Origin of the sequence: Xanthomonas sp. WHRI 10204, assembly GCF_040202875.1 — a bacterium.
Classification (GTDB): Bacteria; Pseudomonadota; Gammaproteobacteria; order Xanthomonadales; family Xanthomonadaceae; genus Xanthomonas.
Genome location: NZ_JBEGDW010000003.1, coordinates 177,048 through 201,197 on the forward strand (window position 1 = coordinate 177,048; position 24,150 = coordinate 201,197).

Genomic DNA, 24,150 nt, shown 5'->3' on the forward strand with positions numbered 1-24,150 from the left:
GCGCTTGATACGCCCTGCGTGAGCGGTGCATTGCCCACGTCGGCCGATTCCACGCTCACCCGTCCTGCTGCGTGCCGAGAGCGGCCAGGATGCGCGCGCGGCTGACCTGCAGGATCTCCTCGGCCAGCGCCGAATCGTCCGGACACGCACGCGACAACATCACCGCGCCAACCACGCGGGCATATGTGTCGAGCATCGTTTCCCGCGCCTGGCCCGCACCCTGCGGGCCCGCCTCGCTGTCGACGAAGTTCGCCAGGCTGTTCTCGATGCCCTGCGCAAACGTTGCCCGGATGTCCTCGCCTTGGCGCGCGGCGTCACCGCTCAGTGCCGCCATCGTGCAACCCGCGCCGCGATCGTCGCGGTGGTCGCGGGACAGGTAGGAGTCGACGAACGCCGACAGATCCGCATGTTTGTCGTTTGCCAGGCGCTGCGCGATGCCGCTGGCCGCCGTCTCGGCCATGAGGTCGGCCTTGGAACGGAAGTGTTTGTAGAACCCGCCCTGGGTGAAACCGGCGGCAGACATCAGTTCGGCAATCCCCACCCCGTCGTAGCCCCGCTCCCGGAACAGCGCGGCGGCGGTCTGGACGATATGGGCGCGATTTTCCTGCGCCTGGGCCTTGGTGACTTTCATGAGTGGATGTCTCTGCTGTGGACGACAAGGGCAGCCAGTATTTCATTGATGTTGATCGTAATCAAACTATTGACAACTTAGATTACTATCGACATCATTAGGCCAACTGAGGTGCTTCGACTCATCCGATCACCTGCGGCGACCCGCTTACCTACATCACTCACCGGACTGGCGTCGCCGCTCCGGAACCACCACACCTCATCCGAGACTCGACAAATGAACAACGCGAAAAATGCAGTTGCCCTGGTCACGGGCGCCTCCTCCGGCATCGGCCAAGTCACCGCCAAGGCACTGGTCACTGCGGGTTACCGCGTCTTCGGAACCAGCCGCAAGCCGGCAACCAGCACGCCGGGCGTGACCATGTTGGTCTGCGACGTCACCGACGAGACCTCGGTGCAGACGCTGATCGAGGAGATCGTCAAACAAGCCGGCCGTCTCGATCTGGTGGTCAACAACGCCGGCATCGGCCTGATCGGCGCCGCGGAAGATTCATCCATTGCCCAGGCGCAGCGCCTGTTCGACGTCAACGTGTTCGGCGTTGCCCGTGTGGTCAATGCGGTGCTGCCGATCATGCGTGCGCAGCGCAGCGGCCGCATCATCAATATGAGCTCGATCCTTGGCCTGATCCCCTCGCCGTTCAACGCCTACTACGCGTCGACCAAGCACGCCATCGAGGGCTATACCGAATCGCTCGACCACGAAGTGCGCGCCTTGGGTATCCGCGCCCTGCTCGTGGAGCCTGGCGTGACCCGCACCGCATTCGAAGAAAACCTGACCCGCGCCGACCAGCCGCTGCCGGTGTACGCCACCGAGCGCGCGCGCAGCGAAACGTTGATGCGCAAGTGGGTGGAATCGGGCGATCTGCCGCAAGTCGTGGCCGACACCGTGGTCAAGGCCGCCACGGCGACCAAACCGAAACTGCGCTACTCGGCCGGAAAGCAATCCACGCAGGTAAGTACGCTGCGCCGCTTCATGCCCGAGCGGATGGTCGACAGCACGCTGCGCAAGTTCAACGAGTTTCCTGCCTGAGCGCAAAACCAAAGCGCAAAACCGACACGCGCGGGTGCCCGCAGCTGGCCACCCGCGTCATGCACCGATCTGCTGAGTGGACCTCGATGAAAGCGATACAGATCGACCACACCGGCAATGCCGATGTACTGAATTTCCGCGAGGTGCCAGCGCCGATTGCCGGCGCCGGAGACGACTGATCCACCAACGCCCGCAAGGCAGTCGGCATGCTGTCGCGCTAACGGCATCTGCGCGCGAATGCAGCGCACGTGCTGCGCTTCTATCCAGGACAGGGCCGCTGCTACATCCACCCTGCGCCCCTGCAATCACATCCCTGTTGTCTTCCACTTCATTCGGATAGAACGCACATGAGCCGACACACCCACCCGCATCTGCATGGCCGCTGCGCATGCGGACAGTTTTCGTACGTGGCCAGTCAGGCACCACGCGCCCGTTTCATTTGCCACTGCCTGTTCTGTCAGGACTTCACGGGCGAGGCTTTTTCCGATGTTTCGGTGCTGCTGGCGCATCAGCTCACCATCACCGGCGCCGACGCACTCGTCCACAAGAAGTACCGCGGCCCGCCCAATCTTGATCGCGCCGTCTGCGCCAATTGCAGAAAGCCGGCCATGGAGACGATGGGCGCCGGACCTTTGAAGTTGGTATTTGTGCCATCGCAGCACGTTGTCGAAAAGGCCAGGCTGCCGCCCGTCCAGCTTCATGCGTTCTATAACCGTCGCAAGATCGATGTTGCAGACGATTTGCCTAAGTACTCCCACTACTGGCCAAGCCAGTTCGCCATTGTAAAAACCATCATGGGCCTGTAGGCATCCGCCAGCCAGGCGCCACGCCCCCCTCCCTCCGCTCTAACTGGACATCAAAATGAAAGCATTCCTGACCAAGTGGATCCCGCCACGCGCCGATTTCCTGCCGACGATGACCGAGCAGGAGGCCGGGCAAATGCAAGCGCATGGCGCCTGGCTGGAAGATCATCTGCACAACGGCAGGATCGTTGCGCATGGCCCGGTGCTGGACCCTGCCGGTAGCTATGGCGTGGCACTCTGGCAACTTCAGGACGACCAGGACATCAGCGAGTTGACCGCACAGGACCCGATCATTCGGGCAGGCATTGGTCACTACGCGCATTTCCCGATGCTTCAACTCAAAGCGCACGGCTGACTCCAAGCAAACGTGCGTCAAAGGCAGGCCGCCTTGCCTGCATGAGCATCAGCGATGCAGGCAAGGCGAGACCGAACCACCGGGGCAGTGCCGACTCGTTGAGCTCCGGTGCCGGTGGAGCCGGTGCAAGATTCCAATCAAGCGCGGCATGACGCAGGAAAGCCAGCGGCGCACCGATATCCGTTCCGCGTCAAGCACCCGCACGCCCTGCCAAAGCGACGGCGCTGCAGAATAATCAAACAATTGTTTAAAACAGCTATAACTTCTGCTATCTGGACAGCATCGCCCACATCGCGCAGACTTCCGGCCTTTCCGCTCTGCTGGATCTCATGGCCCACCTGCTGCTGCTGCACGGCCCCAACCTCAACCTGCTCGGTACCCGCGAGCCGGAGGTCTACGGGCGCACCACGCTGGCGCAGATCGATGCAGCCCTGGTGGATCGCGCGCAGGCAGCCGGACACACGTTGGCCTGCCTGCAGTCCAACGCCGAGCATGTGCTGGTGGAGCGCATTCACGCCGCCCGCGAGGACGGCACCGCCTACATCCTGATCAACCCGGCCGCCTTCACTCACACCTCGGTGGCGCTGCGCGACGCGCTGCTGGGCGTGGGCCTGCCGTTCGTGGAGATCCATCTGTCCAATCCGCATGCGCGCGAGCCATTTCGCCACCACAGCTATCTCAGCGACAAGGCCGACGGCGTGATCTGCGGCTTCGGCGCAGACAGCTACCGGTTGGCGCTGGAAGCGGCAATCGCGCGCCTGGAGCGCGACGCATGACACCTGCAGCAACGACCACGGCGCCCACGCCGACGGTCTGACCCCATTCCGCCGGCACCCCGCCGACACTCTCCACCGATTCACCTCAAGAGGCCCTTATGGATCTCCGCAAAATCAAGAAACTGATCGACCTGCTCGAAGAATCCAATCTCGCCGAAATCGAGATCAAGGAAGGCGAAGAAAGCGTGCGTCTGGCGCGTGTGCCCAAGGGCACCCAGGTGGTGAGCGCGCCGATGCAGCAGTACGCACCGGCCCCCGCCGCGCCGCCGCAAGCGGCCTCCATGGCGATGCAGTCGCCCACCGAGGCGTCCACCGGGGGGGCAAAGCAGGCTGCCGCGTTGCCGGAAGGCCATGTGTTGCGCGCGCCGATGGTCGGCACGTTCTACACCTCGCCCTCCCCCGACAAGCCGGTGTTCGTCACCGTGGGCCAGGCCGTCAAGGCCGGCGACACCTTGGCGATCATCGAGGCGATGAAGATGTTCAACCCGATCGAAGCCGACGTCTCCGGCACCATCGTCGCCATCCTCGGCGAAACCGGCCAGCCGGTGGAATTCGATCAGCCGTTGTTTGTGATTGGCTGAGCGGCCGGGAATCGGGAGTGGAGAATCGGGAATCGGCAAAGCGGCCTCACGAACGTCTTGAGGCGTGGCGCGATTCCATGGAGCTTGTCGAAATGATCTATCGGTTCACCGAGTTCTTTCCCGAGCAGGAACGTTACGGCCTGATAGCGCAATTGCGCCGTGCAGCCGTCAGCGTTCCTTCAAATATCGCCGAAGGTGCGGCGAGACGCTCCACCCCCGATTACGCGCGGTTTCTCTCGATTGCGCGCGGCTCGCTCTCCGAACTGGATACACAGGTCCAGATCGCCGGACGACTGGGCTATAGCAACACCGAAGACGAAGACATCGTCAGCCAGCAGGTCGACCAGGTCTTCGCCAAGCTCACCGCATTGATGAATGCCTTACGCAGACGTGGAGCCGCACCATGATGCCCGCATCTACCCATTCCCCATTCCCGACTCCCTATTCCCATGCTAGATAAAGTCGTCATTGCCAACCGAGGCGAAATCGCGCTGCGCATCCTGCGCGCGTGCCATACGCTCGGCATCCGCACGGTCGCGGTGCATTCCACGGTCGACCGCAACCTCAAGCACGTGGCCATGGCCGATGAGTCGGTGTGTATCGGCCCAGCCGCCTCCAGCGACAGTTACCTCAATATCCCGGCGTTGATCGCTGCGGCCGAGGTGACCGATGCGCAGGCCATCCACCCCGGCTACGGTTTTCTGTCGGAAAACGCCGATTTTGCCGAGCGCGTAGAAGAATCCGGTTTCATCTTCATCGGCCCCAGGGCCGACACCATTCGCCTGATGGGCGACAAGGTGGAAGCGATCCGTGCGATGAAGGCCGCCGGCGTGCCGTGCGTGCCCGGCTCGGGCGGCCCGTTGGGCGATGACATCGTCGCCAACACCAAGGTGGCGCGCGAGATCGGCTACCCGGTGATCATCAAGGCCGCCGGTGGTGGCGGTGGACGCGGCATGCGCGTGGTGCATTCGGAAGCGGCGTTGAAGGCGGCGATCGAAACCACCAAGTCCGAAGCCAAGGCCGCTTTCAGCAACGATCAGGTGTACATGGAGAAGTTCCTGGAAAATCCGCGTCACGTGGAAATCCAGGTGCTCGCCGATGGCCAGGGCGGTGCGATCCATCTGGGCGAACGCGATTGTTCGATGCAGCGCCGCCATCAGAAAGTGGTGGAAGAAGCACCGGCACCGGGCATCACCGAAGAACTGCGCGCTGAAATCGGCAAGGTCTGCGTGGATGCCTGCATCCGCATCGGTTATCGCGGTGCGGGCACCTTCGAATTCCTGTTCGAAGGCGGGCGTTTCTACTTCATCGAAATGAACACCCGTATCCAGGTGGAGCACCCGGTCACCGAGCGCATCACCGGCATCGATCTGGTCTGCGAGCAGCTGCGTATCGCCGCCGGCCACAAGCTCAGCATCAAGCAGAGCGATATCGTGCTGCGCGGGCATGCGATCGAGTGCCGCATCAATGCCGAAGACCCGGAAACCTTCATGCCCAACCCGGGCCTGATCACCGCCTTCCATCCGCCCGGTGGCCCGGGTGTGCGCGTGGATACGCACATCTATGCCGGCTACAAGGTGCCACCGAACTACGACTCGATGATCGGCAAGTTGATCGTGCACGGGCCCGACCGCGAGACCGCGATCGCGCGCATGCGCGTGGCGCTGAGCGAGATGGTGGTGGACGGCATCAAGACCAACATCCCGCTGCAGCAGCGCATCATGCGCGACAAGGGCTTCCAGGCCGGTGGGCAGAACATCCACTACCTGGAAAAACGCCTGGCCGAGCGCAAGAACAAGTCGATTGCACTGACCTGATCGCAAGCGCCATTGCACCACGCAACAAGCCCGGGAAACCGGGCTTGTTGCGTTGGTTCCCGGTACATCGCGCCGGCAGTGCATCGCGCAGGCCAGGCACGCAGCTAGACGACACCCGCGCACCGCCAAAACCATGCGGCCAGCCGACCGATGCGTAGGAGCGCACCCGGGCGCGACCGCGCTTTATCGGTGAAACCTCGTACGCCCGGGTGCGCTCCTAAGGGATCCGGGGTGCCACCGGATTCGCTGCGCAGACCTTCAGTCGTCCGCGCGGATGCGCATCACGCTCGCATCGGGGCGCGATGCGCTGCATCGTTCAACGCCGCGGCGCAGGCGCCTGCTGGCTGCCCGGTACCGGCACGATGCCGCTGGACGATGCCGGGTCGACCACCATCATGGTTTCGGTGGAGCCATCTGGCCAGACCACCTGAAACATCGAGCCGGCCGACAAGGTGGAGAACGGCATCGCGCTGCTGGCGCGATATACCGCGGCCACCTGGCTGGCGCCATGCTGTCGCTGCTGCGCGTCGGCGCCGACCGTGGTCGATTTGATCGACAGCGGCTGGTAGCGGTGATCGGCGGTATCGATCATCACGATGCCCACCGCCGCGGCCGAATACGCCACGAATAACGCCACCCAGAACCAGAACTTGGCGCCATGCGCCAACCGACGGTAATTCATGACTGCGCTCCCGGATCGGACACCAATGTATCGACCATCTCATCCACCCTGTCTGCTCCCTGCCGCGGCACCGCGGCGTCGAATACGAACGACACAAAATCCTGTGCGCTATCGCGCGAGCAGATGCCCGCGTTGGCGCAATAACTGGTGACCAGCGTGCTGTCGGCACTGCAGTCCAGACCCAGGCGGCACGCGGCCACCTGCCAGGCGAGTTCGGCGAACTGATCGCCGGCCACATACCCTTCCAGACTGTCATCGCCGCTGGCACGCGCGCCCATCGCAGGCGCCAGCGCCAGATAGGCCTCCGGGTCACGCGAGGCCAGCACGCGCTGCACCAGCGCGCGCTTGTAGGTGGGGGTTGCCTGCAGCGGTTCGCCCAGGGCCAGCAACGCGGCTTCGGCGGCCAGGCTGCCGCCGCGCGCGGCGCGCAGCCGTTGTTGCGCCACCAGGCGCGGGCTCAGCCCATCGCTGGGAGCGAAGCCGGCACAGCGCTGCGCGACACGATCGCGCGCAGCGTGCATCGCGGCCACGCCAGGCGTCTGGTGCGCGGCGATCCAGTCGCTATCGGCGGCGTAGCCGGCCGGGCTGTCTGCATACGGCGCGCAGTAATCGTAGACCCGGCTCAGGCGCCAGCCGGCCTGCGCATCGCCGGCGCGCGCCTTCTGCTGCAACTGCTGCGCGTAGCGATACAGATCCGGCTGCGCATCCACCGCATCGCGATACGGCAGATGCAGCGCGTTGCCGCGTTCGGAAGAGGTGTGGCGCGCTGGCGTTGCAACAGCGGCGCGCGCGGAAGTGGCGCTGGCGGCGGGCACTGCAGTGGCGAGCGCCGTCGGTTGCGCGCGCAGCTGCCACCAGGCTGCCGCCGCGAGCGCGACGGGAGCGAGCAACAGCCAGAGATGGCGGGCACGGACAAGCGGCATGACAGCGGCAACCCAGCTGCGGAAGACGCCCGCAGCAACGGCGCGGAGTCTAGCACTCGGCTGTGTCGGCAGCGGCCGCCAAGCGGTCGCTGCCAGCGCGTGCGGTACCGATGGGCTGTGCCTGCAGTGATCGCGAGAGCGACCGATAACAACGACTACGGGACCACCAACCGGACGCGGCCGGTGCTGGGTGCGGCAGGCAGCACGCGTACACACCGGTTTCTGCGCAGCGTCCAGATCCGCCTGTCAGCCACTCGCTGCACTTCTTGGCTTTCTTCGTGGGATGCGCCTATTGCGTGCGCGCTGCGGATGTCTGGTCGCATCGCGATCCTGGTCCTGGTCCTGGTCCTGGTGCGTGTGCGTGTGCAGGTACGTATTGCATGTAGACACGTCACGATACCGGCGCACTCGCGGCTTTCTACCTGACAAACGGAATGCGTGGCAGCCGGTGAGCGAGCGCGCTCATCCCAATGTGCATGCTGCTCGCGCTGAGTTTGTCTGGTCGCATCGCGACCCGGATGCCGCATCCAGCACGCGTCTCGCCTTTGGATACATCGCGATGCCGGCGCGCTAGCCGGATCGGTCTGACAGACGGAATGGGTGACGCGCGATGTGGCGTACTGGCTGCTTGGGGCCGGCTTGGCGCGTTGTTGATGCATGACGCTTGCGCGGCCGACACACCACTGCCCGGATCGCGAGCCGAGCGCGGCGTGGTTGCGACGTGCGTGCAGCACTCTCCAGGCACACATCTTCATCCAGTGCCCACAGCAACGCAGATCGGTCGCTGGCGTTGATCGGCCGATCTTGCGCATCGCTGCTCGATTCCGGTGCCGCCATCCTCCAACGAACCGTGCGCCCCGCCTGGGGCACCGTGTCAGCCCGCCGGCGCGAATCGTCTACGATGCACGCCTTGATGATTGCCGACTGCCACGATGCCGTTTCTTGAACTGACCCTGCCCTGCTCCGATACCACCCAGCCCCGCTTCCAGACCGCGCTGGAGGAAGTCGGCGCGCTGGCGGTGACCCTGCTCGATGCCGATGCCGATACCAGCAACGAGCGCGCCATCCTGGAGCCCGGCGTGGGTGAGATGCCGCTCTGGAATGCGCTGGTGCTGACTGCGCTGTTCGATGGCGAGAGCGACGCGCTGGAGGTGCTTGCGGCGCTGGAAGCGTTCGACCCGGAGCTGGACTGGAGCCAGGTGGCGCTGCGCATGGTCGAAGACAGCGACTGGGAACGCGCGTGGATGGATCTGTTCAAGCCGATGCAGTTCGGTGCGCGCACCTTCATCGTGCCGTGGAATCACGACCTGCCCGAGGCGGCCGACACAGCGGAGGCCGCCGTGGTGCGGCTGGATCCGGGCCTGGCGTTCGGGTCGGGCACGCATCAGACCACCGCGCTGTGCCTGCGCTGGCTGGATCGCCTGGCCGGCAGCGGCGAGCTGCAGGGGCGCAGCGTGCTCGACTTCGGGTGCGGCTCGGGGATTCTGGCGGTCGCCGCGCTGAAACTGGGTGCCACCAGCGCCGTGGGGGTGGACAACGACCCGCAGGCGCTGCTGGCAACGGCCGACAATGCCGAGCGCAACGCCGTGGCCGCGCAGCTGGCGGTGTATCTGCCCCAGGACGAGCCGGTGCAGACCTATCCGGTGGTGGTCGCCAACATTCTGGCCTCGGCGCTGGATGCGCTGGCCGACACCCTGGCCGCGCGCGTGGCGCCGGGTGGCCGCATTGCCCTGTCGGGCATCCTGCACGGCCAGGAAGACGACCTGCTGCAGCGCTATGCACCGTGGTTCGATCAGCTGCGCTGTGAGCGCGACGAAGACTGGATGCGCATCGACGGCGTTCGCCGCAGCTGATTCTGGGCCGGCTCACCGGCGCGGGCGGCCGGCGCGAATCTGCGCGGTGGTCAGCGCATCGGCCACGCTGATCGCACGCAGGCGGGTCACCGCCTGCCAGCCGGCACGCTGCAACGCCGCACTACGCCAACGCTCGGCATGCCGGGCCGCATACACACGCAGCACCACCTCGGCCAGCAACAGCGCCCCCCAGACGCCCGCCGACCACGCCTGCGCGCCGGCCAGCGCCATGCCTGCGGCCAAACCAGCGAGCGTCGCCCCCATTCCCAGCAACGGCCAGTGCCGATAGCGCAACGCCCAGACCCGTGGCGCCAGCGCCGCTGACCAGTGCACGCCCTCGACGATGGCGGCCCAGTCCTGGGCGCGTCGCCAGACTTGGTAGCAGGCCGCACCGCGAAAGTGCCTGACCGCCGGATCCAGCGGCGAATCGGCGGGCCACGGCGCGCTCGGCGGCGGTGTCCGGCCATCGCGATGGTCCGGTGTTGGAGTGACAGGCTCGACCATGAACATCCTCCTTGAGTTCGCTGCGATCACGTCATCGATGTCATCGCGACAGTATCGCAAACATATGCCGATATGAAAGACATACGAACTATCCCCAAGTGCTGCTAGGGCTATATCTCCCGGCCCTGCCTGCCTCCCATCCGGTGCCGTGTGAGCAAGCTGTACGAACGAGTACGCGAAGCCCGCAGCTTCACCAAGCTGACCCAGGAAGCCCTGGCCGGCGAGCTGGGCGTTACCCGCAGCGCGGTGGCGCAGTGGGAAATGGCCGAAGGCACCGCCCCGTCGGTGGAGAACCTGATCGGCCTGGCCAAGCGCAGCGGCATGGCGTTCGAATACCTGGCCACCGGCCGCGGCGATCGCGTGTTCGGCCCGCCGGTCTCGGCGATTGCCGAGGAACCGGCCCAGTACCGCCGCCTGGACGACCAGCAACGCGTGCTGCTGGCCCGCTTCGACACCCTGGCGCCGCGTCAGCGCAGCGGGCTGCTGGATCTGTTGCTGGCCGAGGGCAAGACGCGGCGCAGGCGGTGAGGCTGGGAATCGGGAATCGGGAATCGAAACAGCGGTTTGCTGCGCCGTGGCGTGAGCTGCGGTGGTGTTGGCGTTTTCCGTAGGCGGACAGCGACTTTCCGTACCTCTATTGCTCGTTAGCGTCGCCGCCAAGGCGCTGGCCGCAGACACCTGCTTTCGGTGAATCTGTCTTTCTCGGTAGCGTCGCGGCATCGTTGCCAAGGCACTGCGCCAGGAAGCACGCGTCGCACTTCCCCATCCGGGCGTTCGCCCATCGCTGCGCACGTGGTTGAATAGCGGTCTTCCCGCTGCACGCCTGCCGATGTCAGAGACTCCGCCACCGCGCCGCCCCCTTGCCACCTTTCTGCGGGCAACGCCGCCGCCTGCACCGACGTTGATTCAACCGCCGGTGCTGCCGGCCACCGCGCCTGCGGAGCAGGTGGTGCCGATGCCCGCGGCTGAGACGCCAGCTGCGCCCGTGCGGCAACCGGTGCCTGCGCCGCCGACGTCCGAGGCCGCTGTACCAGGCGGGCCGGTCGTGAGCGCGCCGCGCACCGCGCTGCCGCAGACGCCGCCACCCACCAACGAACACGGCAGCACTGCTGCAGACGCCGCCGGGCTGCAGGACACCGCGCCGATTGAACGCGGGGCGCCGCAGCTGCCGGTCGAGCGGCAGGCGGCCGACGAAACGCGCTACGAGCCCGCTGCCGAGACCGCGTCCAACAGCGCGCGCGACGCCGCAGACCGGCAGGACAGTGAGGCGCTGGATGACGACAGCAACGCCGCGTCCACTGCCGACATCGCAGCCCATGCGCAGCGCGACACCAGCGCCAGCGAGGCGCACGCCCACGCAGCGCAATTGCACCCCTTGCCCACCGCTGCGGTGGCAGCGCCCGCCTTCGCACGCCGCGGGCTCAGCCGCCCTCGGCTGCGCGCCAGCGGGCGGCAGTGGGTGCTGTTGATCGGTCTGGTCGGGCTGCTGGGACTGCAGATCGTCATTGCCGACCGTGCGCACCTGGCCGGCGACGCGCGTTGGCGGCCGCTGGTCACCGCTGCCTGCGCGGTGATGCGTTGCACGCTGCCTGCATGGCGCGAACCGGCAACGTTGACCCTGCTCAATCGCGATGTGCGCCCGCTGCCGGGCCTCGCCGGCGTGCTGCAGATCCAGGCCAGTTTCCGCAACGATGCGCGTTGGGCACAGGCCTGGCCATGGTTGCAGCTGTCGCTGTCCGATGCCGATGGGCGGGTGATCGGCACCCGGGTGCTGTCGCCGCAGGAGTATCTGGGCCAGGCGCCAGCCGAGCACGACACGCTGGCGCCGGGTCAGGCCGTGCAGGTGGCATTTCGCGTGCGCGAACCGGCTGCCAGTACCGCTGCCTTCAGTTTCGACTTCCGCTAAGCGGACACAACCTCGTCCGATCGCCACATGGGCGTGGCGAGCGATGAGGTCACGCGCTAGACTCACTCCCCCTCGCCGGCCCGCGCCCCGGCCTCGTGACACTGGGAACTTTCTTTGAACGCAGCCCCCTCTCGTCCTGACACCAGTCGTGGCGCCCCGAAGTCGCCGCTGCGCGAACACGTGGCCCAGTCCGTTCGCCGTTACCTACGCGATCTGGACGGCAGCGACGCGGACGATGTCTACGAAATCGTGCTGCGCGAAATGGAGATCCCGTTGTTCGTCGAAGTGCTCAATCACTGCGAAGGCAACCAGAGCCGCGCCGCGGCGATGCTGGGCATCCACCGCGCCACCTTGCGCAAGAAGTTGAAAGAGTACGGGCTGACCTGAGCCGGGAATCGGGATTGGCGAATCGTGAGAGCGGTGCCGCGTTGCTGACCTGCGATGTGCGTAATTTTTTGCTGCGCGATTACGCCCAGCCGTAGCGGATCAGATGGAAGAACACCGGTGCGGCAAAGCACACCGAGTCCAGCCGATCCAGCACGCCGCCGTGGCCTTCGATCATGTGGCCCCAGTCCTTGATGCCGCGGTCGCGTTTGATCGCCGACATCACCAGACCGCCGAAGAACCCCATCAGATTGGCCACCAGCGCCAGCGCGAACGCGTGCCACGGCGCGAACGGGGTGATCCACCACAGCGCCATGCCGAGCAGGCTGGCCGACAGCACGCCGCCGATGAAGCCTTCCACCGTTTTGGACGGCGACAATTTCGGCGCGATCAGATGGCGGCCGGCCAACTTGCCCCAGACGTACTGCAACACGTCCGACGACTGCACCACGATCACCAGGAACGCGATCAACAACAGATTGCGCCCGGCATACCCGGGGATTTCCAGATTCAGCAATGCGGGCACGTGCGAGATGCAGAACACGCTGATCATCAAGCCCCACTGCACCTTGGCCGTGCGTTCCAGATAGCGCGTGGTATCGCCGCCGATGGTGGCCAGGATCGGCAACACCAAGAACGCGTAGACCGGAATCAGCAGCGTGTACATGCCGTACCAGCCGGTCCACACCAACCCGTATTGCCACGGCAGCACGATGTAGAACGCGGCCAACAACGCGTAGTAATCGCCGCGCCGCGTCGGTGTCAGGGTGATGAACTCGCGCAGCGCGAACAACGACACCAGTGCGAATAATCCGATGACACCGGCGCGCCCGAACACGAACGCGATGCCAACCACTGCCGCCATCACCCACCACGCACGGATCCGCGCCACCAGGTTGTCCAGCACCGCGCTCGGGCGTTCGCGCGCACGCCAACGCAGCGTTTCGGAAATCAGCGTGGCGATGATCAGCACCAGTGCGATACCGCTGAATAACCACAGCGTCTGCTGATGCATCGAGGACTGCTGCAACTGCCCGCTGAAGGCATAAGGATTCATGCGCGCGCCTCCAGTTGGTCCGGCGACAACGCCAGCAACGCCTCGCGTGCGCGCGCCAGGAACGCATCCTTGTCTTCATCGGCATCCAGCCGCAGCGGTGCGCCAAACGTGGTGGTGCACAACAGCGGCAACGGAAGCCATTTGCCCTTGGGCATCACGCGTTTGAGATTGTCGATCCACACCGGCACGAACTCCAGTTCCGGGCGTTGCCGCGCCAGGTGATACAGCCCGCTTTTGAACGGCAGCACGCCTTCGTCCGGGTTGCGCGTGCCTTCGGGAAACAGGATCAGCGAATCGCCGGCATCCACCGCGTCGCACAGGCATTCGATCGGGTCGCGGGTGCGGTGCGCCGGGTTGCGTTCGACCAGCACACCATTGAACACCGCATGGATCAGATAGCGCCGCAACGCAGTGCGTTGCCAGTAATCGGCCGCGGCCACCGGGCGCACCTCGTGGCGCAGGCTGGCCGGCAACGAGGACCAGATCAGCACGAAATCGCCATGGCTGGCGTGGTTGCCGTAATACACGCGGCGCTCGTTGGACGGTGCACAGCCGCGCCACAACGCGCGCGCCCCGGTCAAGGTACGGATGGCGCCGCTGCAGGCACGCGCAATCAAACGGGCAATCATGTCCACTCCAATGTGCGCACGATCATGCGCAGCCGCAGCACCACCGTCAGCACCGCACCGGCGATCAACACCGCCAGAGCGCCGATCAACACCCATGCCGCGATGCGCGGCTGGCCCATCCATTGCAACGGCATCGCCAGCACGGTCATCAGCGACAGCCAGTGCATGCGCTGCACGCGCGCCATCGGCCCCTGCCGTGGCTCGGCGGTGCCACAGGCCAGGCCAAGCATGCGCACGTAGGCGGTGGCCACACAGCACAATGCCGCCGCCCAGCCCAGTTGCGCGGCCCACGGCACGCTGGCCTGCAAGCCGTAGCCCAGCCCGACGCAGACCAGCACATCCGACAGCCGGTCCGGCGCATCGTTGTAGACCTCGCCGGCACGCGACACCAGCCGCGCCTGTCGCGCCAGCACGCCATCCAGGCGGTTGCACCACAGCCGCCCCTGCAGGCCGAGCAAGGCCAGCAGCAGGGGGGCGGCGCCTTCGCGCGCCGGTGCGCTCAAGGCGATGTAGAACATCACGCCGGCCAGCGCGGCGAAGGCGATGCCGGCCCACGACACGCCATTGGGCGTTGCGCCGCGTCCACGCAAGGCGCGTGCCCAGCGCTGGCGTCGTTGCAACAGGGTCTGCTTGCGTTGCATCAGTCGCCTCCTCCACCGCAACCACCACATCCACCGCCACCGTCTCCACCGCTATCGCCGCCACCGCTGCAACTGCTGCCGCTGCTGTCGGTATTGCTGGATGTGGGCGCGCGCAGCGTGTGGTAGCTCACCCAGGGCGTACCCACCAAGGCGACGGTGCCGTACAACGCCACCGCTTCGCCGGGGTCGTTGCCGGTGCGCGCCGCATCGGGCCGGACTTCCGACCTGCGCTCGTGCAGGCGCGCGTCGCCGGCCCCGCTGCGGCGCACCGGCACCAGCAAAAATCCCAGCAGCAGCATGCTGACCAGCACCATCAACGCCAGCAGATAGCCCACCGGATACCCCCCCTGCAGCCCGATCACCAGCTTGCACGCGCCTAGCGCCCACAGTGCGGTTACCGGCACGGCGCTTATCGCGCGCACCAGCAGCGCCATACGCCGATCCAGCAACAACCCCTTGTCGATCAGCCGCTGCTGCACCGGTGCGGCCAGCGTGCGCAGCGTCTGCCATGCCAGCACCGGATCTTCTCCATCGCGCACGCACTGCAGTGCCGGTTGCAGCGCCGCCGGCACTGCAACGGTGGGATCGCAATGCACCCACTTGCGCGCCTGCGCATCTTCATCGCGCTGCAGATGCACCGCATCGCAGGCCAGCAAGCGGGCAAACAGCAGATCGGCCACACGCCCGGCGCCACCGCTCAGGCAGGCCAGTTCCATCGCATCGACCGCGTGCACCGGCGAGGCGCGTCCGATACTGCGCAACTGGCGGCGCAACCACGCCGAAGCCGACCAGGCCAGGCCGATGCCCACCACAAACACCGCCAGAAAACTGCTGCCGCGCCAGTGCAGCGGGGAGGCGGCCTCCCCGCTGCCGGCAACCACGCCAATCACCAGCGTCGCCACCGCCCAGACCAGCAGCGTGCCGAGGCCGGCACCGCGCCGCGCGCGCATCGGCTCGCCGCGCAGGGCGCGCAAGCTGGCTTCGGCATCGTGCTGCTGCGCAGGCGTGGCGTCACTCGGCGCCGAGTGCGGCTGCGCTGCAGGCCAAACCTGCGTCGGCGGCGCGCCGAAGTGCGTGCTGTACCGCTCAAGGGTCTGCCGATACTGCGTCTGGAAACGCGCAGCGTCGTCGCTGTCGCCACGTCCGGGCTGATGGTGCAGCGTGGTCTGCAACACCTGCGGGCAGAACTGCTGCCAGTACTCGCGGGTATCGGTGAGATGGGTGTGCCAGACCTGATCGACCAAGGGGCTGGGCGTGACATCGTGGGTGTCGCTGCAAGCCAGAAAACAGAACCGTCGGTATTCGTCCACCGCCAGCTGCGCCTGCGCCACGCTGCAGTGGGCCTGCTTGGCGACACGCCGCACGAACGCCGGCAACGCATCGGCATCGCTGCCGAACCGATACGCCTGCAAGCGCTGCCACAGCGCCAACTGCGCCGCGGTGGCCTGCATCGGTTCGGGCTGACCGGAGGCGTGCGTGTTGCTCATCCGAACACCCGCAGTGCCAGTGCTGCGACCATCCACAGCAACTGCGCTGCCACGCTCGCCAGTTGCCAGCGCAGCAAGCGGCGCATGCCGCTCCAGCGTGCCGACCAATCGCGGGTGGGTGGCAGCGTCGCGCGCAGGCCGATGGCATGCAGGGCCGTGTCGAGTTGTTGCGCAGCCTGTGTCTCGTCGCTGCCGCGCGCGATCTGCGCGATCACGCCTTCCAACAGGTCGGCATCCAGGCCGACGCGGAATGCCCAATAGCGTTGCATCAGCCCGGCCGCTGCACTGAGCGCAAAGCTCAGTTGTATCGATGGCGGCGCTTCGGCAACGCCCAGCAAGGCAATCGCGGCGGCCAGCAGCAGCAACGAGAACCGGTCCAGTGCCGCGCCCTGGCGCAACACCGCGCGCATGGCTGCCAAGGTCATCGGGGAGGTATTCATTGGAGACTCCGCTTGGCCGCGCCGTCGTGTTCTAGCTGACCCGTGCACGCCGCCACGATGGCAGCGCGATGCTGTGCGCCCAGCACGATCGAAGCGCGGGCGGTACGCAGTTGCGCGATGGCCGCGTCCACATCGTTACTGCGGCCACTGCGCACCAACCAGGTCGCAACGCTGGCGGCGCTGCGCGAGTAACCCAGTGCGCAGCACACCAGCACCGGGCCATGCACGCGCGCGGATTCGATCGCGTCGGCGGCGGCGCGTAGCTGCGCGGGCGTGGGCGCCACCAGATCCAGCATCGGCAGCGTGCGGTCGTGCGCACGCGCTGCGTACAAGGACAACTCCGCACTCACGTCCACCACTACGGCGAACGCAGCGCGCTGGCCGGGCAGCGGAATGCGGCCCAGCCACACGCCATCGCAGACCACGCGCGGCAGCGGGTCGCGGCGGGTCCATAGCCGCGAGTTGCACCAGGCTGCCAGCAGATACGGTGCATACAACCAGCGCGCGGCCAGGCTCAAGCCACCATCGGCGCGTTTCTGGAAGCCGAGCGCACCAAGCACTGCATAGTTCAGCGCGACCAGGCCCAGCGACAGGCTCACCCACAGCATCCACAACCCGACGCCGCCGATGTACAACGCCGCCACGGCGCTGGCGACTGCACCGACCAGATACAACGCGGCCAAACGCCAACGCCGCGGATCGCGCGCCAGGTGCGCCTGCGCAAACGGTGCGGCGATCCGCTCCGGCCACAGCCACACGCACAGCCAACCCGCTGCAAGGCCGGTGGGGATATCCAGAAAATGGTGTTGATACGTAGTCAGCACCGACACGCCGATCAAGCCGAACCAACCGTGCAACAGCCAGCGCCACACACCGGACAGATGCTGCGCGTAACGCACCCACAGCACCACCAGCAACACGATGTGCAGCGACGGCGCCTGATTGAACGGCTTGTCGAAGCCCAGCAGCACGGCGAACAACCAGCCGAACACACCGTCCGTGTCCGGGCGCACGAAGCTGTACCGCAACGGCCACAGCACAAAACAGGCCACGCACAGCAATTGCGCGCTGAGCAGGCGCAGCGCATGCGTATCCAGTTCGCGGCGGGTCCGGCAGACGAAGAACGAGGCGGCGTAGAACAGATCGATCGTCCAATACGGCACGATGGTCCACGGCCAGAACGGCATGCCGTGTTCCCAGCCGAACACCACCGACGGCACCTGTACCGCACGCCCGGCCAGCGTATTGGCTAGGCCATAACTGAGGAAGAAAAATGGCCCCAGGAGCGCCAACCACAACGCGGCACGACCACTCGGGCGCGCGCCGTGCGTCATGCGTCGATCCGCTGCGCCATCGACACGGTGAAGATGCCGAATGCATCGATCCGCTGCGCCACCTTGCGGAAGCCTGCCGCCTCCACCAGCGCATCCATCTCCTGCTGGCTGCGCCGGCGCATCACCCAGGCCACGCCATCGCGGTGACTGGTGAGCGCGCGCGCGATGAATTCCAGCTGCGGATGCCACGGCTGGCCGGTGTAGAGCAGATAGCCGCCCGGCTGCACCGCGGCGGCCAGGCCGGCCAGCGAGCGCGCCACCTGGTCGTTGTCGGCAAACAGTTCGTACAACCCCGACACCACCGCCAGGGTGGGCGCCGGCTGCACCGCCGCCAAGGCGGCCGGGTCGAACGCATCGCCTTGTTCGAAGCGGGCAATGTCGCCGGCGCCGAGCGTGCCAATCAGCGCACCGCCCTGGGTGACGTTGAGCGCGCTGAAATCGCGTAGCACGATGGCATCGGCACGTTGCGCACCGCTGCCCAGCGCTTCCAGCACATAACGGCCGTGGCCCGCAGCAACATCGAGCACGCGCACCGGCTGGCCGGCCTGACGCAAGCGGCCTGCCGCATCGCGCAGCAGTTCGCCCAGATGCGCGCCACGGATGCGGATGCCACGCCAGCCGATCGCATCGAGATAATTGCGGTCGATCATGCGCCCCAGCGGGCCACGTCCACGCGCTTGGTTACGGTAGATGTAATCCAGCGTGCTACCGGAATCGAAGCCGGTCTGCAGGCCCAGCGCAATGCCCTCGGACAACGTGCCGCCCAGGCGCAACCCGGCACGCACGCCGCGCCAGCGCAGGTCCTGCAGGCTGTTGCGTTGCGGGGGCCAGGCCAGCCGTTCGGCTTCTTCGAAGCTGGGTCCGGCGCGATGCGCATCGCGCAAGTCCGCGCGCACTGGCGGCTGTGCAAAACGCGCTTCGATAAATGCGCGAATGGGCGCGATGGCCAACGCGCGGTCGCGCTCGCCCAGGGTGTCGTGGAAGAAACCGGGCAGCCAATGCCGCTGCTTGATCGGCGAGCGCAGGTTCTCGTAAAACCGATCCTGCGGGCCGCGATGCACCACAAAGTCCGAGCCGGACACCAGCAGTTGCGTCGGCACGGTGATCGCCTGCGCATCGGCCACCACGCGATCGGCTGCTGCATACAGACCCAGCAGCACGCGCACCGAAATCGGACGGGTGATCAGCGGGTCGGTGCGGTAGCTTTCCACGCGTTGCGCATCGTGGGTGAGCCACTGCGGCTTGACGTAGCTGTTGACGAAGAAGTTGCCGCGCAGCGCATGCATCAGCGCCAGCCCGGCACGTGCGAACGGCACATACAACTTGACCTTGAACGCCGGCGAGGCCAGCACCAGCGCGCGTAGCTGCGGTGCGTAATCGTGCACCCAGGTGGCTGCGACCACCGCGCCCACGCTCTGCGCGATCACCGCGATGTCCTGCACGGCGATGCCGTGCGTGGTGCCCAGATGCGCGATGAAGCTGTCCAGATCGCGCACCAGCGCATCGAAGCCCGGTGCATCGCCGCGTACGCCCGGCGAGCGGCCATTGCCGCGTGCGTCCCAGGCAAAGAATTGCGCATCGGGCAGATTCAATTCTTCGGCCAGATGCATCACCCGGCCGGAGTGCTCATGCCCGCGATGCAGCAGCACCACCGCCTTGGGTGCAGCACCTGCCAGCTGCGCCGGCCAGTGCCGATAAAACAGCTGCGCACCATCGAAACTGGCGAATTCGCGCTCTACGACATCACGCATCGGATCATCCTGAAATCAGTGAGAAAGAGTGAAAGCCGTGCAGCGCCAATGAGACGCGGCAGCGCACGGCGCGTCGCGATGTCGGTCAGCGCGCCGCTGCCTCGGCCAGCCCGGCGCGCACCCGCCGCCACACCGTGGCACTGCAGGCAAGACTCAAGGCAATGGCGACCCAGGTGACGCCGCGCGCGCCCAGTAGCCCGCAGGCCAGGCCGACCCCCACCACGCCGATCACGAAGGCGCGGTCGCTCTTGCCCATCGGCCCGTCGTAACGGCGACTGGCACCGACCATCAGCCCGAGCACGCCGGTGTATTCGGTCAGCGCCGCCAGCAGCACAAAGATCCATAGCCAGTGCGCGCCCACGCCGGGCACGCCGAGCAGGCTCAAGTACAGCGCCGCATCGGCCACCACATCGCACAGCTCATTGAGGTAGGCGCCCAGGCGCGACTGCTGGCCGAACTCGCGCGCCAACATGCCATCCACCGCATTGAGCGCCATGCGCAGCAGCATCCACACCGGCAGCAACAGATACAGCAGCGGCCAGCTGGCGCCGGCGCGGTAGACCACCGCGGCCACCATCACCGACACCGCTGCGGCGATGAGCGTCACCTGGTTGGCGGTGATGCCGCCGCGGTACAGCGCGCCGACCATGGGCCGCAGCAGGTCCTGGAAGCGTCCTTTCAGAGCATAGATCGAGGCCATACCAGTGGTTGAGTCCATTCGAGCGCTGGCGCAGCCTACAATATCGGCTGCCCCGCAACGACTGTTCCCTCACTCATGGCCTCCGATTTCCTGCCCGTGCGCCGGGCTCTGCTCTCCGTTTCCGACAAGACCGGCCTGATCGACCTGGCCCGCGCGCTGGTGGCGCGCAAGGTCGAGCTGCTGTCCACCGGCGGCACCGCCAAGGCGATCCGCGAGGCTGGCCTCCCGGTCAAGGACGTTGCCGACCTGACCGGTTTCCCGGAAATGATGGACGGCCGCGTCAAGACCCTGCACCCGCTGGTGCACGGCGGCCTGCTCGGCCGCGCCGGCATCGACGAAGCGGTGATGGCCGAACACGGCATCGCGCCGATCGATCTGCTGGTGCTCAACCTGTATCCGTTCGAGTCGGTCACCGCCAAGGCCGATTGCACGCTGGCCGACGCGGTGGAAAACATCGACATCGGCGGGCCGGCGATGCTGCGCAGCGCAGCCAAGAATTTCGCCCGCGTGGCGGTGGCCACCGACCCGGCGCAATACGCCGACCTGCTCGCCGAGCTGGAAGCCAACGACGGCCAGCTGTCGGCCGCCAAGCGCTTTGCGCTGTCGGTAGCTGCGTTCAACCGTGTGGCGCAATACGACGCGGCAATCAGCAACTATCTCTCGGCAGTGGCCGACAGTGCGGAAAACATCCCCACGCGCAGCCCGTTCCCGGCGCAGATCAATTCCAACTTCATCAAGGTCATGGACCTGCGCTACGGCGAAAACCCGCACCAGTCCGGCGCGTTTTACCGCGATCTGTATCCGGTGCCGGGCACCTTGGCCACCTTCCAGCAGCTGCAAGGCAAGGAGCTGAGCTACAACAACCTGGCCGACGCCGATGCGGCGTGGGAATGCGTGCGTCAGTTCGATGCGCCGGCCTGCGTGATCGTCAAGCACGCCAACCCCTGCGGCGTAGCCGTGGGCGTGGCCTGCGGCGATGCCTATGAGCTGGCCTACGCTACCGACCCGACCAGCGCGTTCGGCGGCATCCTGGCCTTCAACAAGACCCTGGATGCAGCGACCGCCAAGGCCATTTTGGATCGCCAGTTCGTCGAGGTGCTGATCGCCCCCGACTACGAGGCCGGCGCGCTCGAATACGCCACCAAAAAGGCCAATGTGCGCGTGCTCAAGATTCCGCACGGCGCCGGCCTCAACAACTACGACACCAAGCGGATTGGCTCTGGCCTGCTGATGCAGTCGGCCGATAACCGCGGCATGTCGCTGGGCGAATTGAGCGTGGTCACCCAGCGCGCGCCCAGCGATGCGGAGCTGGGCGATCTGCTGTTCGCCTGGCGCGTGGCCAAGTACGTCAAATCCAACGCGATTGTCTATGCCAAGGACAGCCGCACCATCGGTGTCGGCGCCGGGCAGATGAGCCGCGTGGTCAGTGCCAAGATCGCCGCGCTCAAGGCCGAAGAAGCCAAACTGGAAGTGGCCGGCTCGGTGATGGCATCGGATGCGTTCTTCCCGTTCCGCGACGGCATCGACGCCGCCGCTGCTGCCGGTATCAAGGCAGTGATCCAGCCGGGCGGCTCGATGCGCGATGGCGAAGTGATCGCCGCCGCCGACGAACACGGCATCGCGATGGTGTTCACCGGTGTGCGCCATTTCCGTCACTGAGCCGAACGACAAGGACAGGTCCATGTACCGATTGCGCTCCCTCGCCGCCGTGCTGGCTGCTGCCGGCTTGCTCGGTGGATGCAAGCAGGATCCCGCGCCTGCAGCGGCGCCCGCCGCCGCCGCAGCGCCCACCCCTGCTGCGGCCGCCACCACGCAGCTGAGCCGCACCGAGCGCCTGGACGGTTTTTTGCGCACGCGTTATGGCGCCAAGGCCGGTCTGGCCGCGCAATGGAGCGGCGAGGCCGATGGCTTCAAGGCCGACAGCCAGGTCTGCGCCGAGCAGCCGGTGGTGGTTGGTGAGCAGGTTCAGCAGCTGCTGGCGGTGTGCCACAGCCTTAGCGATGGCGGCCATGGCAATCCCGGGCTGATCGACTTTTTCGTGCTGCGCAGCGACGGCGACACGTTCAAGGTGGTGGCCGAAAAACTGTCCGACACCTTCGGCAGCGATGGCAATCCTGGCAGCGTGGACGTGCTGCGGCTGGGCAGCGATTTTTACGGCTTCATCGTGCACAGTTTCTGGATGGGTCAGGGCCTGATGCTGGAATCGCAGGATCTGGTGGTGCCCGGCCCCAAGGGACTGGTCGGCGCCGGCTCGCTGCGCGCGCATATCGACAATAGCGGCGGGCTGGACTGCGACGACCAGGCCCGCGAGCCGGATCAAACCCAGGCGCAATGCATGGCCGAAGCGTTCGATGTGGACTTCACCCTGGACGTGGACAGCAGCAACGCACAGGCACGCATCTGGCCGCTGCGCATCCACGAACACGGCAGCGATTGCGGGCAGACGCTGGACACCACGCATGTGTTCGCACTCGACCCCAAGACCTGGACCTACCCCTTCCCCAACGCTCTGCAGCGCGAAGGCTGCAAGTAGCGCGCCCTTTCCCCCGTCCTAGCGAGCAGCTCTCTTGAAAATCCTTGTCATCGGCTCCGGCGGCCGCGAACACGCCCTGGCCTGGAAGATCGCGCAATCCGCGCGCGTGAGCGAGGTGCTCGTGGCGCCAGGCAATGCCGGCACCGCCACCGAGGCCAAGTGCCGCAATGTCGCGATCAAGGTCGACGACCTCGATGGCCTGCTCGCACTGGCACAGCGCGAAGCCGTCGCGCTCACCGTGGTCGGCCCGGAAGTGCCGTTGGTACTCGGCGTGGTCGACCGCTTCCACGCGGCCGGCCTGCGCATCTTCGGGCCCACCGCCAAGGCCGCGCAGCTGGAAGGCAGCAAGGCCTTCGCCAAGGATTTCCTGGCCCGTCATGGCATCCCCACTGCGTACTACGCCGTGCATACCGAGGTGGACGCCGCACTCGCCTACGTGCGCGAGAAAGGCGCGCCCATCGTGGTCAAGGCCGATGGTCTGGCCGCCGGCAAGGGCGTGATCGTGGCAATGACGCTGAGCGAGGCCGAAGACGCGGTGCGCGACATGCTCTCGGGCAATGCGTTCGGCGATGCCGGCGCGCGCGTGGTGATCGAAGAATTCCTCGATGGCGAAGAAGCCAGCTTCATCTCCATGGTCGACGGCACCCACGCCTTGCCGATGGCTACCAGCCAGGACCATAAGCGCGTCGGCGATGGCGACACCGGCCCCAACACCGGCGGCATGGGCGCGTACTCGCCGGCCCCGGTGGTCACGCCCGAGGTGCATGCGCGGGTGATGCGCGAAGTGGTCGAGCCGACCGTGCAGGGCATGATCACCGACGGCGTACCGTTCACCGGCTTTCTGTATGCCGGGCTGATGATCGATGCGGATGGCGCGCCCAAGGTGATCGAATTCAACGTGCGCTTTGGCGACCCGGAAACCCAACCGGTGATGCTGCGGCTGCAGTCGGATCTGGTGGAGCTGCTCGAAGCGGCCATCGATGGCGAACTCGCCACCGCGCAGGCGCAGTGGGACCCGCGCCCCTCGCTGGGCGTGGTGATCGCCGCCAAGCCCTATCCGGAAACCCCGGTCACCGGCGAGGTCATCACCGGCCTGGACCAGGTACCGGCCAGCGCCAAGGTCTTCCATGCCGGCACTGCATTGAATGCCGCAGGCGAGGTGATCAGCGCCGGTGGCCGCGTGCTGTGCGTTGCCGCATTGGGCGACAGCGTGCAGGACGCACAGCGCACCGCCTACGCCGGCCTGCAGCCGATCCACTGGCCCAACGCCTTCCAGCGCAGCGATATCGGCTGGCGTGCGATCGCCCGCGAGCGCGACGCGCAGGGCTAAGAGC

26 protein-coding genes are annotated in these 24,150 nt (G+C 66.4%); 14 read left to right on the plus strand and 12 right to left on the minus strand.

Annotation, left to right across the window (positions count from 1 at the left end):
- Positions 1-55: 55 nt before the first annotated feature.
- A complete protein-coding gene (locus ABQZ00_RS17845) occupies positions 56-631 on the minus strand; it encodes a TetR family transcriptional regulator (RefSeq protein ID WP_311239394.1) in 576 nt (191 codons plus the stop codon).
- Between the two features lie 216 nt (positions 632-847).
- Here ABQZ00_RS17845 and ABQZ00_RS17850 point away from each other — a divergent pair, with 216 nt between their 5' ends.
- The 7 genes from ABQZ00_RS17850 (at position 848) to accC (ending at position 5,992) form a co-directional block, all read left to right on the plus strand.
- Positions 848-1,660, plus strand: coding sequence for an oxidoreductase (locus ABQZ00_RS17850; RefSeq protein ID WP_055853145.1), 813 nt, complete (start codon positions 848-850; stop codon positions 1,658-1,660).
- A 347-nt stretch (positions 1,661-2,007) separates the two neighbouring features.
- A complete protein-coding gene (locus tag ABQZ00_RS17855; RefSeq protein WP_323538571.1) occupies positions 2,008-2,466 on the plus strand; it encodes a GFA family protein in 459 nt (152 codons plus the stop codon).
- A gap of 55 nt (positions 2,467-2,521) precedes the next feature.
- Positions 2,522-2,818, plus strand: coding sequence for a YciI family protein (locus ABQZ00_RS17860; protein ID WP_115512714.1), 297 nt, complete (start codon positions 2,522-2,524; stop codon positions 2,816-2,818).
- Between the two features lie 329 nt (positions 2,819-3,147).
- Positions 3,148-3,594 (plus strand): type II 3-dehydroquinate dehydratase, encoded by a 447-nt coding sequence (aroQ, locus tag ABQZ00_RS17865; protein ID WP_055853151.1) that lies wholly within the window; start codon positions 3,148-3,150, stop codon positions 3,592-3,594.
- 98 nt (positions 3,595-3,692) lie between these two features.
- Positions 3,693-4,175 carry an acetyl-CoA carboxylase biotin carboxyl carrier protein gene (gene accB / locus ABQZ00_RS17870; RefSeq protein ID WP_055853153.1) on the plus strand — a complete coding sequence of 161 codons (483 nt, stop codon included), beginning with the start codon at positions 3,693-3,695 and terminating at the stop codon, positions 4,173-4,175.
- A gap of 77 nt (positions 4,176-4,252) precedes the next feature.
- Positions 4,253-4,582 carry a four helix bundle protein gene (locus ABQZ00_RS17875; RefSeq protein ID WP_236699304.1) on the plus strand — a complete coding sequence of 110 codons (330 nt, stop codon included), beginning with the start codon at positions 4,253-4,255 and terminating at the stop codon, positions 4,580-4,582.
- A 42-nt stretch (positions 4,583-4,624) separates the two neighbouring features.
- Complete coding sequence (accC, locus tag ABQZ00_RS17880) at positions 4,625-5,992, plus strand: acetyl-CoA carboxylase biotin carboxylase subunit (protein ID WP_055853158.1); 1,368 nt, start codon at positions 4,625-4,627, stop codon at positions 5,990-5,992.
- A 316-nt stretch (positions 5,993-6,308) separates the two neighbouring features.
- Here the strand turns inward: accC and ABQZ00_RS17885 are convergent, their stop codons facing one another.
- Positions 6,309-6,674, minus strand: a complete 366-nt coding sequence (locus ABQZ00_RS17885) for a hypothetical protein (RefSeq protein ID WP_311239392.1) — start codon at positions 6,672-6,674, stop codon at positions 6,309-6,311.
- A complete protein-coding gene (locus ABQZ00_RS17890; protein ID WP_323538570.1) occupies positions 6,671-7,597 on the minus strand; it encodes a hypothetical protein in 927 nt (308 codons plus the stop codon). Before ABQZ00_RS17890 ends, ABQZ00_RS17885 begins: the two co-directional genes overlap by 4 nt.
- Positions 7,598-8,529: 932 nt before the next feature.
- Between ABQZ00_RS17890 and prmA the strand changes: the two genes are divergently transcribed.
- Positions 8,530-9,450 carry a 50S ribosomal protein L11 methyltransferase gene (prmA, locus tag ABQZ00_RS17895; RefSeq protein WP_323538569.1) on the plus strand — a complete coding sequence of 307 codons (921 nt, stop codon included), beginning with the start codon at positions 8,530-8,532 and terminating at the stop codon, positions 9,448-9,450.
- A 12-nt stretch (positions 9,451-9,462) separates the two neighbouring features.
- On the opposite strand, the gene ABQZ00_RS17900 is transcribed toward prmA, so the two are convergent.
- Positions 9,463-9,960, minus strand: coding sequence for a hypothetical protein (locus ABQZ00_RS17900; protein WP_323538568.1), 498 nt, complete (start codon positions 9,958-9,960; stop codon positions 9,463-9,465).
- Positions 9,961-10,104: 144 nt separating this feature from the next.
- Here ABQZ00_RS17900 and ABQZ00_RS17905 point away from each other — a divergent pair, with 144 nt between their 5' ends.
- From ABQZ00_RS17905 to fis, 3 genes are all read left to right on the plus strand, one after another.
- On the plus strand, positions 10,105-10,482 hold the full coding sequence (locus ABQZ00_RS17905) for a helix-turn-helix domain-containing protein (RefSeq protein ID WP_055853170.1): 378 nt from the start codon (positions 10,105-10,107) through the stop codon (positions 10,480-10,482).
- Positions 10,483-10,783: 301 nt separating this feature from the next.
- On the plus strand, positions 10,784-11,860 hold the full coding sequence (locus ABQZ00_RS17910) for a DUF3426 domain-containing protein (protein ID WP_323538567.1): 1,077 nt from the start codon (positions 10,784-10,786) through the stop codon (positions 11,858-11,860).
- A 114-nt stretch (positions 11,861-11,974) separates the two neighbouring features.
- Positions 11,975-12,247, plus strand: a complete 273-nt coding sequence (fis, locus tag ABQZ00_RS17915; protein WP_002804983.1) for a DNA-binding transcriptional regulator Fis — start codon at positions 11,975-11,977, stop codon at positions 12,245-12,247.
- 79 nt (positions 12,248-12,326) lie between these two features.
- Here fis and ABQZ00_RS17920 read toward each other — a convergent pair whose 3' ends face one another.
- The 8 genes from ABQZ00_RS17920 to ABQZ00_RS17955 form a co-directional block, all read right to left on the minus strand.
- A complete protein-coding gene (locus ABQZ00_RS17920) occupies positions 12,327-13,301 on the minus strand; it encodes a phosphatidate cytidylyltransferase (RefSeq protein WP_055853171.1) in 975 nt (324 codons plus the stop codon).
- On the minus strand, positions 13,298-13,930 hold the full coding sequence (locus ABQZ00_RS17925; RefSeq protein WP_323538566.1) for a lysophospholipid acyltransferase family protein: 633 nt from the start codon (positions 13,928-13,930) through the stop codon (positions 13,298-13,300). Before ABQZ00_RS17925 ends, ABQZ00_RS17920 begins: the two co-directional genes overlap by 4 nt.
- A complete protein-coding gene (locus ABQZ00_RS17930) occupies positions 13,927-14,571 on the minus strand; it encodes a CDP-alcohol phosphatidyltransferase family protein (protein WP_323538565.1) in 645 nt (214 codons plus the stop codon). Before ABQZ00_RS17930 ends, ABQZ00_RS17925 begins: the two co-directional genes overlap by 4 nt.
- Positions 14,571-16,058 (minus strand): TIGR04222 domain-containing membrane protein, encoded by a 1,488-nt coding sequence (locus ABQZ00_RS17935; protein ID WP_323538564.1) that lies wholly within the window; start codon positions 16,056-16,058, stop codon positions 14,571-14,573. Before ABQZ00_RS17935 ends, ABQZ00_RS17930 begins: the two co-directional genes overlap by 1 nt.
- Complete coding sequence (locus ABQZ00_RS17940; RefSeq protein ID WP_323538563.1) at positions 16,055-16,498, minus strand: hypothetical protein; 444 nt, start codon at positions 16,496-16,498, stop codon at positions 16,055-16,057. The genes ABQZ00_RS17935 and ABQZ00_RS17940 overlap by 4 nt, the downstream gene beginning before the upstream one ends.
- On the minus strand, positions 16,495-17,832 hold the full coding sequence (locus tag ABQZ00_RS17945) for a phosphatase PAP2/dual specificity phosphatase family protein (RefSeq protein WP_323538562.1): 1,338 nt from the start codon (positions 17,830-17,832) through the stop codon (positions 16,495-16,497). Before ABQZ00_RS17945 ends, ABQZ00_RS17940 begins: the two co-directional genes overlap by 4 nt.
- Positions 17,829-19,583, minus strand: a complete 1,755-nt coding sequence (locus tag ABQZ00_RS17950) for a bifunctional alpha/beta hydrolase/class I SAM-dependent methyltransferase (RefSeq protein ID WP_323538561.1) — start codon at positions 19,581-19,583, stop codon at positions 17,829-17,831. The genes ABQZ00_RS17945 and ABQZ00_RS17950 overlap by 4 nt, the downstream gene beginning before the upstream one ends.
- A gap of 85 nt (positions 19,584-19,668) precedes the next feature.
- Entirely contained in the window at positions 19,669-20,283 is a 615-nt protein-coding gene (locus ABQZ00_RS17955; protein WP_323538560.1) for a CDP-alcohol phosphatidyltransferase family protein, read from the minus strand.
- A gap of 75 nt (positions 20,284-20,358) precedes the next feature.
- On the opposite strand from ABQZ00_RS17955, the gene purH reads away from it, so the two are divergent.
- From purH to purD, 3 genes are read left to right on the plus strand one after another with little or no spacing between them, the layout of a single operon-like run.
- Positions 20,359-21,942: a bifunctional phosphoribosylaminoimidazolecarboxamide formyltransferase/IMP cyclohydrolase gene (purH, locus tag ABQZ00_RS17960; RefSeq protein ID WP_323538559.1), complete on the plus strand. Its 1,584-nt coding sequence runs from the start codon at positions 20,359-20,361 to the stop codon at positions 21,940-21,942.
- A 22-nt stretch (positions 21,943-21,964) separates the two neighbouring features.
- Positions 21,965-22,816: a hypothetical protein gene (locus tag ABQZ00_RS17965; RefSeq protein WP_323538558.1), complete on the plus strand. Its 852-nt coding sequence runs from the start codon at positions 21,965-21,967 to the stop codon at positions 22,814-22,816.
- Between the two features lie 34 nt (positions 22,817-22,850).
- Complete coding sequence (gene purD, locus ABQZ00_RS17970) at positions 22,851-24,146, plus strand: phosphoribosylamine--glycine ligase (protein WP_323538557.1); 1,296 nt, start codon at positions 22,851-22,853, stop codon at positions 24,144-24,146.
- Positions 24,147-24,150 lie beyond the last annotated feature (4 nt).